The organism is Stutzerimonas sp. CXK-1 (genome assembly GCF_057738225.1).
This window is the reverse complement of record NZ_CM173217.1, coordinates 144,539-158,505: the sequence shown is the minus strand read 5'-3', so window position 1 is coordinate 158,505 and position 13,967 is coordinate 144,539. Positions and strand designations below refer to the sequence as shown.

The 13,967-nt window shown below is 66.5% G+C and carries 8 protein-coding genes; 1 reads left to right on the top strand and 7 read right to left on the bottom strand.

Going from position 1 to position 13,967, the window contains the following annotated elements:
- Positions 1-32: 32 nt before the first annotated feature.
- The 6 genes from AC0KXH_RS00770 to uvrD form a co-directional block, all read right to left on the bottom strand.
- Positions 33-650, bottom strand: coding sequence for a formate dehydrogenase subunit gamma (locus AC0KXH_RS00770; RefSeq protein WP_041109100.1), 618 nt, complete (start codon positions 648-650; stop codon positions 33-35).
- 61 nt (positions 651-711) lie between these two features.
- Entirely contained in the window at positions 712-1,647 is a 936-nt protein-coding gene (fdxH, locus tag AC0KXH_RS00765; protein WP_041109270.1) for a formate dehydrogenase subunit beta, read from the bottom strand.
- Positions 1,647-4,721 carry a formate dehydrogenase-N subunit alpha gene (gene fdnG / locus AC0KXH_RS00760; RefSeq protein ID WP_488223975.1) on the bottom strand — a complete coding sequence of 1,025 codons (3,075 nt, stop codon included), beginning with the start codon at positions 4,719-4,721 and terminating at the stop codon, positions 1,647-1,649. Before fdnG ends, fdxH begins: the two co-directional genes overlap by 1 nt.
- Positions 4,722-5,138: 417 nt before the next feature.
- Positions 5,139-5,978 carry a Tim44 domain-containing protein gene (locus tag AC0KXH_RS00755; RefSeq protein WP_043217798.1) on the bottom strand — a complete coding sequence of 280 codons (840 nt, stop codon included), beginning with the start codon at positions 5,976-5,978 and terminating at the stop codon, positions 5,139-5,141.
- A 108-nt stretch (positions 5,979-6,086) separates the two neighbouring features.
- On the bottom strand, positions 6,087-7,187 hold the full coding sequence (locus AC0KXH_RS00750) for a TRAP transporter substrate-binding protein (RefSeq protein WP_061340376.1): 1,101 nt from the start codon (positions 7,185-7,187) through the stop codon (positions 6,087-6,089).
- 40 nt (positions 7,188-7,227) lie between these two features.
- Positions 7,228-9,417 (bottom strand): DNA helicase II, encoded by a 2,190-nt coding sequence (gene uvrD / locus AC0KXH_RS00745; RefSeq protein ID WP_041109109.1) that lies wholly within the window; start codon positions 9,415-9,417, stop codon positions 7,228-7,230.
- A 212-nt stretch (positions 9,418-9,629) separates the two neighbouring features.
- On the opposite strand from uvrD, the gene AC0KXH_RS00740 reads away from it, so the two are divergent.
- Entirely contained in the window at positions 9,630-12,482 is a 2,853-nt protein-coding gene (locus AC0KXH_RS00740; protein WP_488223974.1) for an EAL domain-containing protein, read from the top strand.
- Between the two features lie 51 nt (positions 12,483-12,533).
- On the opposite strand, the gene AC0KXH_RS00735 is transcribed toward AC0KXH_RS00740, so the two are convergent.
- On the bottom strand, positions 12,534-13,931 hold the full coding sequence (locus AC0KXH_RS00735) for an aminoacyl-tRNA deacylase and HDOD domain-containing protein (RefSeq protein ID WP_488223973.1): 1,398 nt from the start codon (positions 13,929-13,931) through the stop codon (positions 12,534-12,536).
- Positions 13,932-13,967 lie beyond the last annotated feature (36 nt).

Sequence of the window (13,967 nt, the reverse complement as noted above, 5' to 3'; positions counted from 1 at the left end):
TTCCCCCTGGGGGCTCCGTGACGGCAAAGGCCTTACTTGCGCTCGACCTCCTTGGCCCAGAGCGGATGATGCTTGCGTGCCCAGGCGCGGCTGACCGTACCGTAGAGCATCGCGCCCATCGAGCCCTTGATCCAGATCGCCGCGTAGATGTGCACGATGATCGAGACGATCAGCACGAAGGCGGCCAGTGCATGCAGCACGGCAGCCAGACGCAGCGTGGTGATGCCGAAGAAACTGCTGAAGTACTCGCGCCAGATGACGATGCCGCTGAACAGCAGCACCAGCATGCTCAGCACCAGCGTCCAGTACAGCAGCTTCTGTCCGGCGTTGTAGCGCCCGACCGGCGGCAGTTTTTCTTCGCGGTTGTGCACCACGTCGTTTATCTGCCTGAGCCACTGGCGGTCTCGTGCTTCGATGCGGTTGTGCCCGGCGAAGCGGATTGCCAGCACCAGAAAGAAGACGAACATCGCCACCCCGATGAACGGGTGCAGGATGCGCGTCCAGGTGCCGCCGCCAAACAGCCCGGAAAGGCCGAACAGCGCCGGGTGGAACAGCGCCAGCCCCGACAGTGCGGCGAGCACGAAGAGGATGGCGACCGCCCAGTGATTGGACCGCTGGGACGGGGTGTAGCGTTCGATGTCGTGTTTCATCGTTGGCTCCTTGAGCAGGCGATTACCCGCAACGGCGGCCCCCCCGCGGGGGCCGCTGCCGTCAGGCTCTCGGCTCCTTCGGATCGACCACGTGCACGGCCGGATCGACCTGATGCACCCCCGTTTCGCCCGAGGCGTCGGCCTCGTCTTCCTCCACGCGCACCGGACCGACCCGCGTGTAGTGGAAGAAGCCGGCCAGCACCGCGGCGCCCATGCCGAGCAGCGCGAGCGGCTTGGCCACGCCTTTCCACAGCCCCACCAGCGGGCTGATGGTCGGCTCGTTCGGCAGCTCGCTGTACAGCGTCGGCTGGTCGGCATGGTGCAGCACGTACATCACGTGGGTGCCGCCCACGCCATCGGGGTCGTACAGCCCGGCCTTGTCGAAGCCACGCTCCCTGAGGTCGGCGATGCGCCCGGCGGCGTGCTCCTTCATGTCGTCCTTGCTGCCAAAGACGATGGCCCCGGTGGGACAGGTCTTCACGCACGCCGGCTCCAGGCCGACCGAAACGCGATCCGAGCACAGGGTGCACTTGTAGGCCTTCTTGTCCTTTTCCGACAGGCGCGGCACATCGAACGGGCAGCCGGTGATGCAGTAGCCGCAGCCGATGCACTTGTCCTGGTTGAAGTCGACGATGCCGTTGGCGTACTTCACGATCGCCCCCGGGCTCGGGCACGCCTTCAGGCAGCCCGGCTCGGCGCAGTGCATGCAGCCGTCCTTGCGGATCAGCCACTCGAGGTTGCCGCTCTGCGGGTTCTCGTACTCGGCGAACTTCATCACCGTCCAGGATTCGGCGGTGAGGTCGATCGGGTTGTCGTAGGTGCCATGGCTGGTGCCGACCTCGTCACGCAGGTCGTTCCATTCCGAGCACGCCACCTGGCAGGCCTTGCAGCCGATGCACTTGGACGTGTCGATCAGCTTGGCGACCTCGCCGATCTCGCGGATCGACGGCCGCTCCGTGGTCGTGGCGGAGCGGGCAATCACGTCTTGAGTAGCCATCATGCCTTCTCCACGTTGACCAGGAACGACTTGAACTCCGGCGTCTGGGTGTTCGCGTCACCGACGAAGGGCGTCAAGGTGTTGGTCAGGTAGCCGTTGCGCGCCACGCCTGAGAAGCCCCAGTGCAGCGGAATGCCGACCTGATGCACGGTCTTGCCGTCGACCGTCAGTGGCTTGATGCGCTTGGTCACCACCGCCACCGCCTTGATGTAGCCGCGGTTGGACGACACCTTGACCCGCTCGCCGGCCTTGATGCCGAGCTCGTTGGCCAGCACCTCGCCAATCTCGACGAACTGCTCGGGCTGGGTGATGGCGTTGAGCCGGCAATGCTTGGTCCAGAAGTGGAAGTGCTCCGTCAGGCGGTAGGTGGTCGCCGCATAGGGGAACTCCTCCGCCGTGCCGAACAGCTCCATGTCGTTCTTGAACACGCGCGCTGCCGGGTTGCTGACCGCCTTGGGGTTGTCCGGATGCATCGGGTTGCGCCCGATCGGCGTCTCGAACGGCTCGTAGTGCTCGGGGAACGGCCCCTCGTTCATCTTGTCGACGGCGAACAGCCGCGCCACCCCTTCGGGATTCATGATGAACGGGTTCATGCCCGCCTCCGGCGGCGAGTCGACCTTGAAGTCCGGCACGTCGGTACCGGTCCAGGCCTTGCCGTTCCACCAGACCAGACGCTTCTTCTCTGCGTCCCACGGCTGGCCGGAGACGTCGGCCGAAGCGCGGTTGTAGAGAATCCGCCGGTTGGCCGGCCAGGACCAGGCCCAGCCAAGGGTCTGCCCCATGCCGTAGGGGTCGGCATTGTCGCGCCGCGCCATCTGGTTGCCGGCCTGGGTCCAGGCGCCGCAGAAGATCCAGCAGCCGCTGGCCGTACTGCCGTCGGCACGCAGCTGGGCGAATCCGGCGAGCTGCTCGCCGGCCTTGGCCAGCACCGCCCCGGTCGCCGGGTCGGTCACATCGGCCAGGGCCTTGCCGCTGAACTCACGCGCAATCTCCTCGGGGCTCGGCTCGTCCGGGCGCATGTACGACCAGTCGATGTTGAGCAAGGCGTCGGCATTGGCGCCGCCCTCCTCCCGGTACAGGTTGCGCAGGCGATGGAACAGCCCACCCATGATCGCCACGTCGGTGCGCGCCAGCCCCGGCGGCTCGGCGGCCTTCCAGTGCCACTGCAGCCAGCGACCGCTGTTGACCAGCGAGCCGTCTTCCTCGGCGAAGCAGGTGGTCGGCAGGCGGAACACGGTGGTCTGGATGCTCGCCGTGTCGACGTCGTTGTATTCGCCGGCGTTGCGCCAGAACTCGCTGGTCTCGGTGGCCAGCGGATCCATCACCACCAGGTATTTTAGCTTCGCCAGCGCCGCGCTGACCTTGGCCTTGTTGGGGAACGACGCGATCGGGTTGAAGCCCTGGCAGAAGTACCCGTTGACCTGGCCCTGATACATCATGTCGAAGTACTTGAGCACGTCGTAGCCGGGGATATCCAGCTTCGGCAGCCAGTGGAAGCCCCAGTCGTTCTCGGCCGTGGCGTTCTTGCCGTACCAGGCCTTCATCAGGCTGACGTGGAACTTCTCGTAGTTCTGCCAGTACGACAGCTGACCCGGGCGGATCGGCTTGGCCGTGCGCTTGGCGATGTAGGCCGCGTAGTCCTGCTCGCCTTCCATCGGCACGGTGAGGTAGCCGGGCAGCAGGTTCGACAGCAGCCCCAGATCGGTCAGGCCCTGGATGTTGGAGTGACCGCGCAGGGCGTTCATCCCGCCGCCGGGCATGCCGATGTTGCCGAGCAGCAGCTGCACCATGGCGCCGGTGCGGATCATCTGCGAGCCGACCGAGTGCTGCGTCCAGCCGAGCGCATACATGATGGTCATGGCCTTGCCTGGCGCGGAGGTCTCGGCAATGGTTTCCCAGACCTTGAGCATCGCTGCCTGCGGCGTACCGCAGATATTGCTGACCACGTCCGGCGTGTAGCGGCTGTAGTGCTTTTTCAGCAGCTGGTAGACGCAGCGCGGGTGCTGCAGGGTCGGGTCGACCTTGGCATAGCCCTGCTCGTCGAGCTCGTAACCCCAGGTGCCCTTGTCGGTGTAGGCGCGCTTGTCGGCGTCGTAGCCATTGAACAGGCCGTTCTCGAAGCCGAAGCCTTCCTTGACGAGGAAGGAGACGTCCGTGTAGTTGCGCACGTACTCATGCTGGATCTTGTCGTTTTCCAGCAGGTAATTGATCAGCCCGCCAAGGAAGGCGATATCGGTTCCGGTACGGATCGGCGCATACAGGTCGGCCACCGAGGCCGAACGGGTAAAGCGCGGGTCAACCACGACCAGCCGGGCCTTGTTATGGGCCTTCGCTTCGGTCACCCATTTGAAGCCGCACGGGTGGGCTTCGGCGGCGTTGCCGCCCATGATCAGTACCAGGTCCGCGTTCTTGATGTCGGACCAGTGGTTGGTCATGGCGCCGCGGCCAAACGTCGGGGCAAGACTTGCCACCGTCGGGCCGTGTCAGACGCGCGCCTGGTTGTCGAATGCCAGGATGCCGAGCGAACGCACTACCTTGTGAGTGATGTAGCCGGCCTCGTTGGAGGATGCCGAGGCGGCGAGAAATCCGGTGCTGAGCCAGCGATTGACGATCTGCCCCTGCTCGTTCTTCTCGACGAAGTTGGCGTCGCGGTCGTCCTTCATCAGCCGGGCGATGCGATCGAGGGCTTCATCCCAGTCGAGGCGCTTCCACTCGTTGCTGCCGGCTTCGCGTACCTGCGGGTACTGCAGCCGGTTCGGGCTGTGGACGAAATCCAGCAGACCGGCACCCTTCGGGCAGAGCGTGCCGCGATTGACCGGGTGGTCGGCGTCGCCCTCGATGTGGATGATTTCCTGCGCGACGTTCTTGCCGCCGCTGCCCTGGCTGTACAGGATCAGCCCGCAGCCAACGGAGCAGTAGGGGCAGGTGTTACGGGTTTCGCGTGTGTTGGTCAGTTTGAAATGCCGGATCGACTCGGCGTACGCCACAGGTGGCGCCATGCCCAACGCAGCCATGCTCGACGCTCCAAGGCCCACGCCACAGACCTTGAAGAACTGTCGACGGTTCATGTCCATCGTGGTTCTCCTCAACAGGCAGAGCGCCAGTACATTGCCGGCGCCTCGTTCTTCAGCTTAGCCAAGCGCCAGATGAGCGGGGGATTAATCGCGGCTCGACCTTTGGCTAATTGCCTTTCTCGGAGCGCCTCTGGGGCGAGACGTGCCAGACGCCACGCAGGGAAGAGCCGGCGTGCAAACGACCTCGCCCGGGCGCTGCGGGAAAAGATCCGACCAGCGGCAGCCCCTTCCACCAGCAGCAGGCAAGCGCGACGACGGCAGCGGCCCCTGGCTTGCCGCGCGCGCACTCGCAATCGTTGTACGGAGCACCGCGCCTACCGGCACGAGCGTCCAGCTCCCCCGCTGGCGTTGCGCTGGCAAAAACAGCGGCCAAAGAAAAGCCCGGGACCAGCCCGGGCTTTTCTCGACACCTTATGCTCAGGCGTTCTGGCGAATACCGGCGACCAGCCAGGGCTGGTTCTCGCCCTGCTCGCGCTCCATGCGCCAGCTCTCGCTGAAGGCTTCGCCCTGGTCGAAGCGGGAGGTCTTGGCCACGCCGCTGAAGGTCAGGGTCGCCACCGTCTTGTCGGGCGTATCGTCGACGCCGTCGAGGCCGATCTGCAGGTCATCGATGTAGGTCGACTGGTAGGCGTCACCGATCTCGGCGCGCTCCTGCTTGAGAAACGCCAGCAGCTGAGGGGTGACGAACTCGGCGATCTTGTCCATCTCGTTGGCATCCCAGTGCTGCTGCAGCGCCAGGAAGTGCTCGCGCGCCGCGGCCAGGAAGCTCTGCTCGTTGAACCAGGCCGGCGCGTTGATCACCGGCGCCGCCGGGGCGGCGCTGCCGCCGAAGATCGACGGCTGCTGCGGCATCTCGCGCTGCATCGGCGCATGGCCCGGCGCGGCCATGGCCGGCTGCTGGCGGCGCCGCGCGGCGAGGAAGCGGAACAGCACGAAGGCCAGCAGGCCGAAGATCAGGATGTCGAGAAATTGCAGGCCTTCGAAGCCGTCACCCATGAACATCGAGGCCAGCAGACCACCGGCGGCGATACCGGCCAGCGGGCCGAGCCAGCGCGAAGCGCCACTCGCTGCCGGCTGTTGACGACCGGCCTGCTGCTGAAGGGTTGCGTCGTTGCGCTGCTGGGGCGCTTGACGGGTCTGGTGACTCGGTGCCGCGCCAAAGCTCTTGCCACCGCCGAAGCGCTTGGCCGCGCTGGCATCGAAGGCAAAGGTCAGGCTGATACACAGCGCCATGAATACGCTAAGCACACGTTGCATTGAGTGTTCCCGCTTGTCGGTTGGATACGCGCGTCATGTTGCATCTCACCCCGGGCATCGGCCAGCTGCAGAGTGTTTCCGGCTTTTGCCCGCAGTGTTCGGATGACGTCAGCGCCAGTTGTAGAGTTCCTTTTCGGAGAGCGCGTGCATCGGCTCCACCTGCGCCTGGAAGGCCTTCATCGAGGCCCAGATACGGCCGTTGAGCTCGCTCTGCGCCGCGAGTTCGCCGAGCACCTGCTCGGACTGCTCGCGCAGCGCGGCCAGCACTTCGTCCGGGAAGCGTTTGAGCTCCACGCCCTGCTGCTTGAGCTGATCGAGGGCCAGCGCATTGTTGTAGACGTAGTCGTCGAGCATTTCGCGGCTGGCGGCACGGGTCGCCTCGGTGAGGATCGCCTGCAGGTCGGCAGGCAGGCTGTCGAAGGCCTTCTGGTTGACCAGCAGCTCGAGCACTGCCTGCGGCTCCTGCCAGCCCGGGTAGTAGTAGTACCTGGCGGCCTTGTGCAAGCCGAAAGCCAGGTCGTTGTAGGGGCTGACCCAGTCGGTAGCGTCGATGGCACCGGTCTGCAGCGCGGTGAACACTTCGCCGCCAGGCAGATTCACCGTGGTCGCCCCCAGGCGCGAGAGAACCTCGCCACCCAAGCCGGGCATGCGGATCTTCAAGCCCTTGAGGTCGTCCAGACTGTTGATTTCCTTGTTGTACCAGCCGCCCATCTGCATGCCGGTGTTGCCCACCACCATCGGCTTGACGCCGAAGGGTGCGTAGGCTTCCTCCCAGAACTGCTGGCCCTGGCCACGGCTGAGCCAGGCATTCATTTCGTTGGTCGACAGGCCGAAGGGCACCGAGGTGAAGAACTGCGCGGTGGGCACCTTGCCCTTCCAGTAATAGGCCGCACCATGGCCCAGCTCGGCAGTGCCGCGCGAGACCGAGTCGAACACTTCCAGGGCCGGGACCAGCTCACCGGCGGCATAGACCTTGATCTTCAGCCGGCCGCCACTCATGGTGTCGACCCGCTCGGCCAGGCGCTCGGCCGAAGTGCCCAGCCCCGGGTAGTTCTTCGGCCAGGCGGTGACCATCTTCCATTGATAGGTCTTGGCAGGTTCGCTGGTGGCACCGGCGCGTTCGGGCGCGGGCTGGTCGTCGTTGCAGCCGGCGAGCCCGAGCAAGGCGAACAGGGCGGTGGCGGCACCGAGCAGATAGCGGCGTTTCATGGGTCTCCGGGTCCTCGATGGGGCTCGTTGAAATGATCGATCAGAGGGCTTCGAGCTTGGCGTAGCTGAGCATCAGCCACTTGCTGCCTTCGCTCTCGAAGTTCACCTGCACCCGGGCCTGGGCGCCGGCGCCTTCGAAGTTGAGGATGGTGCCTTCGCCGAACAGCGAATGGCGCACGCGCTGGCCGAGAGCAAAGGGGGTTTCCGGCACGCCGGCGCCAGCGAACAGCGAGGCGCCGCTCATGCTGCGCCCGGCAAAGGTGCGACTGACCGTGTTGTTCAGCCGCACTTCCTGAATCAGCGCCGGCGGGATCTCCCGCACGAAGCGCGAGACCTTGTTGTAGGTCTCGCTGCCGTGCAGACGACGGGTCTCGGCGTAGGTGATCACCAGTTGCTGCATGGCACGGGTGATGCCGACATAGGCCAGGCGGCGCTCCTCTTCCAGACGGCCGGACTCCTCCAGGCTCATCTTGTGCGGGAACAGCCCCTCTTCCATGCCGACCAGGAACACCAGCGGAAACTCCAGGCCCTTGGCGCTGTGCAGCGTCATCAGCTGCACGCTGTCCTCGTGCTCGCCGGCCTGCTGCTCGCCGGCCTCCAGCGAGGCGTGGTCGAGGAAGGCCGCCAGCGGCGACTGCACGCTGTCATCCTCCTCGTTGTAGCTGTCGAAGGCGCGCGCGGCGGACACCAGCTCCTCGAGGTTTTCCACCCGCGCCTGGGCCTTGTCGCCCTTTTCGTCGCGGTGATAGGCGAGCAGTCCGGAATCCTCGATCACCGCTTGGGCCATGCTGTGCAGGGGCAGCTTCTCGACCTTCAGCGCCAGGCTGTCGATCAGCTCGACAAAGGCGTTCAGCGCACTCGCCGCGCGCCCGGAGACCGCCTTGGTGCCGACCGCCTGATGCAGCGCCGCCCACAATGACAGGCCCTGCTCGCGCGCCAGCTGGCGCAGGCTGTCGACGGTCTTCTCGCCAATGCCGCGCGCGGGCAGGTTGATCACCCGTTCCAGCGCCGCGTCGTTGTCGCGGGTCTGGATCAGGCGCAGGTAGGCCATGGCGTTCTTGATCTCGGCGCGCTCGAAGAAGCGCTGGCCACCGTAGATGCGGTAGGGAATCTTCTCGCGCAGCAGCGCTTCCTCGAGCACCCGCGATTGCGCGTTGGAGCGGTAGAGAATGGCGATCTCGCTGCGGCTCATGCCGTCGCGGATGGCCTTCTCGATGCTCTCGACCACATAGCGCGCCTCGTCATGCTCGTTGAACGCGGCGTACAGGCTGATCGGCTCGCCCTCGCAACCGGAGGTCCACAGCTCCTTGCCCATGCGCCCCTGGTTGTTGGCGATCAGCGCGTTGGCCGCCTTGAGGATGCAGGCGGTGGAGCGGTAGTTCTGCTCCAGGCGAATGATCTCGGCATCCTGGAAGTCGTCGCCGAACTGCTGCAGGTTTTCGATCCGCGCACCGCGCCAGCCGTAGATCGACTGGTCGTCGTCGCCGACCACCATCAGGCTTTCGCCGCCCTTGGCCAGCAGCCGCAGCCAGGCGTACTGCACGGCGTTGGTGTCCTGGAACTCGTCGACGAGGATGTGCCGGAAGCGCCGCTGATAGTGCTCGAGCAGGCCCGGATGATCGCGCCACAGGTCCAGCGCGCGCAGCAGCAGCTCGGAGAAATCGATCACCCCGGCACGTGCGCAGGCCTCTTCGTAGGCCTGGTAGATCTTCAGCTGGGTGGCGAGGAACAGATCGCCACCGGCCTGGATGTTCTGCGGGCGCAGGCCCTCGTCCTTCTGCGCGTTGATCCACCACTGCGCCTGGCGCGCCGGCCAGCGCTGCTCATCCAGCCCCAGCTCGCGGATCACCCGCTTGACCAGGCGCTGCTGGTCGTCGGAATCGAGGATCTGGAAGTTCTCGGCCAGTTTGGCCTCGCGCCAGTGCGCGCGCAGCAGGCGGTGGGCCAGGCCGTGGAAGGTGCCGACCCACATGCCTTGCGGGTTGACGTGCAGCAGCTGCTCGATGCGCTGGCGCATCTCGGCGGCGGCCTTGTTGGTGAACGTCACCGCCAGGATCGAGTACAGCGAGGCGCGCTCGACCTGGTTCAGCCAGGCGATGCGGTGCACCAGCACCCGGGTCTTGCCCGAGCCGGCGCCGGCAAGGACCAGTTGGCGTCCCAGGGGCGCGGCTACGGCCTGGCGCTGGGCATCGTTGAGGGAGTTGAGCAGGTGGGAGATATCGTCGTGCATCACGGCATTCTATGGGAAATGCCCGCGCCGCGCTCGCCTGCCGGCCCGCCGAGCGGCACGGCAGGCACGCCGGGACCTGCCGTCGGTCGGAGCGCGCTCCAGCGAAGGCAGGAACCGGCCGATCAAGAGGGTATGACTCTCGCTATCAACGTGCCATTATCGGCGAGCAATCGCACCTCGACCGCTTCGGACAAGTAGTACAAGAACAACCGATGACCGATTCCGCTCGCGCCGCCTACAAGGCTTCTCGACTGCCTGCCAGCCCCGAACGCACGGAGGCGGAGCCGGGCAGTCACGATGTCGAGCGCGTTCGTCTGCTCTACCGCGGCTCGCGCATTCCCAATCTGCTGCTGTTGCTGACCAGCCTGGCCTGCGTGCTGCTGCTCTGGCCGGACGCCGGCACCGGCCGGCTCGGCGTCTGGGCGCTATGGATGGTCAGCCTCGCGCTGGTCTGGCTACAGCAGGCCTCTGCCTTCGACCAGGCAGGCGCCGACCGGCAGCGCGAGCCCGGCTGGTACTGGCGCTTCTTGCTCGGCAGTGCGGTTTCGGCCGTCAGCCTGGCCTACGCCATCATCGCCCTGGTGCCCAGCGAGGCCTTTCTCCAGCAAGCCACGCTGTACGGGCTGATCGGCTCGGTGGTGGTGTCCACCAGCGTCGCCTATGGCGTCAGCCTGCCGGCCTTCCTCAGCTTCGCCGTGCCCTGCCTGCTGCCGTCCGGGCTGTTCCTGCTGTTCAGCGACGAAGTGCTGCAACGCGGCTGGGGCGTGCTGGCCATCATCGTCCTCGCCGCGCTCAGCCTGACCGCCTGGCAGATAAGCCGCCTGATCGGCGACAGCCTGCAGCAGCGCCTGCAGAAGCTGATCCTCATCGAGCGCCTGGGCAGTGCCGCGCAGCGCGCCGAACAACTCAACGCCGAGCTTGCCCGCGAAGTCGAGCAACGCCGCAACGCCGAACGCCAGCTGCGCCAGGCCTACGATGAACTCGAACAGCGTGTCGCCCAGCGCACCCGTGAACTGGCCGAGGTGGCGGACGAGCTGCGCGAGAGCGAGGCGCGCCTGAACCTGGCGCTCGACGCCAGCGAACTCGGCTTGTGGGACTGGGACCTGGCGCATGCCAAGGTGCTGCATACCCGCCTGGAAGTGGTGTTCGCCCGCGACGACCAGCGCGCCCACGACGAGCCGCTGCCGGACATCCACCCGGACGACCTGCCCCGGGTGCGCGCCACGCTCATCGCGCACCTGAAGGGCGAGACCGAGCAGTACGTGGTCGAGTACCGCGCCATCACCCATGATGGCGAATGCCTGTGGATCGAGGACCGCGGCCGGGTCATCCAGCGCGCCGACAACGGCCGCGCCCTGCGCATGATCGGCACCCGGCGGGACATCAGTGCGCTGCACCAGCAGGCCGAACAGCAGCGCCTGGCGGCCACCGTGTTCGAGGCTGCCGCCGAGGGCATGGTGATCATGGATGCGCGCTACCGCATCCTGGCGATCAACGATGCCTGCTGCGAACTCTCCGGCTTCACCCGCGACGAACTGCTCGGCCGCAGCGTGGCGCTGCTGGCCAGCTCGGTGGAATCGCAACGCCAGTACAGCCTGATGCGCGAGTCGCTGGAGCGCGACGACCAGTGGCGGGGCGAGCTGACCGAAGCGCGCAAGAACGGCGAGACCTACCCGCTCTGGGTGCAGTTGCGCCGCGTGCATGGGGCCGGTGGCGAGGTCAGCCATGTGGTCGGCTTCCTTTCCGACCTGACCATGCGCCGGCAGGCCGAGGAGCGCCTGCGCTACCTGACGCTGTACGACGATCTGACCGGCCTGGCCAATCGCAGCCTGCTCAAGGAGCGCCTGCACGAGGCCTGCCAGCGCGCCCGCCAGACCGGCCGCCATCTTGCGGTGCTGTTCGTCGACCTGGACCGCTTCAAGATTCTCAACGACAGCCTTGGCCACGAGGCCGCCGACTCGCTGCTGCGCGAAATGTCGCGCCGCCTGGCTCAGACCTTTTCCGACGCCGACACCATTGCCCGCCTGTCCGGCGATGAATTCGTCGTGCTGATCGAGTCCTACGGCAGCCTGTCGAACCTCGCCTACCTGGGCAGCCGCCTGCTGGCGCGTATCCGCAAACCGACCATCATCGACGGCCAGGAGCTGGTGCTCAGCGCCTCGGTCGGCATCAGCCTGATGCCTGAGAACGCCCGCGAGCCGGCCAGCCTGCTGCGCCAGGCGAACATGGCCATGCAGCAGGCCAAGCACCTGGGCGGCAATACCCTGCAGTTCTTCACCGAGCGCCAGCAGGACAGCAGTCTGGAATTGCTGCGCCTGGAGAACCAGCTGCGCAAGGCGCTGGTCGAGCAGCAGCTGGAGGTGTTCTACCAGCCGCGCCTGAACCTGACGAACGACCGCATCGATGCCGCCGAGGCCCTGGTGCGCTGGCGCCACCCTGAACAGGGCCTGGTGCCGCCCGGGCAGTTCATCTCGCTGGCCGAGGAGACCGGCCTGATCATCCCGCTGGGCGAATTCGTCCTGCGCGAGGCCTGTCGGCAGGCCGCGCAGTGGCGCCTGCAGGGCGTGGCGGACATCCGCGTATCGGTGAACCTCTCGGTCAAGCAGCTGCGCCAGGGCAACTTCATCACGCTGGTGCGTCAGGTGCTCGAAGAGACCGGCCTGCCGGCCGAGCGGCTGGAACTGGAGCTGACCGAAAGTCAGCTGCTTGACGATGTCGACGGCGCCATCGGCATCTGCCGCCAGCTGCGCGCGCTGGGGGTGAAGATGGCCATCGACGACTTCGGAACCGGCTATTCGTCGCTCAGCTACCTCAAGCGCTTCCCGGTGGACTATGTGAAGGTCGACCGCTCGTTCGTCGCCGAGCTGGAACATTCCAGCGAAGACGCCGCCATCGTTCGGGCCATCATCGCCATGGTTCACAGCCTGGAACTGAAGGTGGTCGCCGAGGGCGTGGAAACCGAGGCGCAGCTGGCGTTCATTCGCGCCCAGCGCTGCGACGAGATGCAGGGCTACCTGATCAGCGCGCCAGTGCCGGCCGAGCGCTTCGTCACGCTGCTGCGCTAGCTCCGCTCACGGCGCGGGTGGCAGACGGCTCCCGGGCGGGAGCCGCCCGGCTCAGTGGGGGAATTGCCGGGCCAGGGCGCGCAGGGCTGCCTCGGCGTTGAGTACCCGGGTCACCGCTTCCTCGGCCTTGTCCGGACGGATTTCCAGGCGTTCGAACAGGCCCTGCGGAATCGGCTCCTGCGGCCCCTCGCCAATCCCGCGGTTGCGCAGCAGGCGCACCGCCAGGCAGACCAGGTTGGCATAGGCGAAATCCTTGCCCTGGTAGTTCGGGTCGGCCTGGAAGCGCAAGGCGTTGGCCAGTTCCACCGGCATTCCCCAGTAGCGCATCAGCCAGGCGCCGATCTGCTCGCGGGTAATGCCCAGCAGGTGGTGCTCGACGAGCGAATGGTGCAGGTGCGGGTTGACTTCCAGGTGCCGGCACAGCAGCGAGAAATGCGGCGGAAATACATGCGCCAGCACCAGATAACCGAAGTTGTGCAGCAGCCCCGACAGGTAGCTCAGGCCGGGTTCGGGGCGCCGTTCGCGCGGAATCAGCCGGGTCAGCCCCTCGATCACCGCGGCGGTGTAGATCGCCTGGTGCCAGTAGGGCGTGGCCTGCTGCGGATGGTCCTTGGGCAGGCTCAGCGTCTTGCCCAGGGCCAGGCCCAGCGCCAGGTTGATCACCAGGTCGAAGCCGAGCACGCGCACGATGGCGTCCTCGACCGAGCGGATCTTCCCGGGCGCCGCGTAGTAGGGCGACGCCGCCCAGCTGATCACCTGCGCCGCCAGCGCCGGGTCGGTCTCGACCACGCCGGTGATGTCGTCCACCGTGGCCTCGGGCATCACCCGCAGCTTGATGATGCGCTGCGCGGTATGCGGCAGCGGCGGGATCTCGATGGTCTGCTCCAGGCGCTGCTGGATGCGCCGGGCGGTAAAGCTCTGCACGGCCTGGGTGATCTCGGCGCGGTCGTCATCCGGGCGATCGAGATTCGGGCGAATCTGCTGCAGCGCCACGCTGAAGCTGCCGGCACTGCAGCGGTCGACCAGCCGGCGGAAGGCGTCGTTCTCCACTTCCAGCCAGAAACCGGGCTGGCCGGTTTCCAGAAGCAGCCGCGGCTGCTCCAGCAGGCGCTGTTCATACAGACACGGCGAGCCGGTCAGCGGCGGCAGCGCCGGCGCACTGCTCAGCTCGTGCTTGCCGAGCAGGCGCGCCAGGCGTTCGGGCTTGACCGCCACCAGCTGCCGGCCGGTCAGCTCGGTCAGGCGCGCCAGATCGAGCAGGTGATCCTGTGGAAACAGCACCAGCATCGAGCCGATGGCATCTTCGAGCAGCACGGCCTGCACGCGGCGCAGCGCGGCGAACCCGCTGCGCTCGGTGTGCAGCCGATAGGCCAGACCGAGGTCGTCGAGAAGCTTGCGAATGGAGGCGGACAGTTCGGCGGGGGACTCGTTCGAAACAGCTGCGTTCATAGAGGGGTCCGTCGAGAGAATGCCCGCAGTATAGCC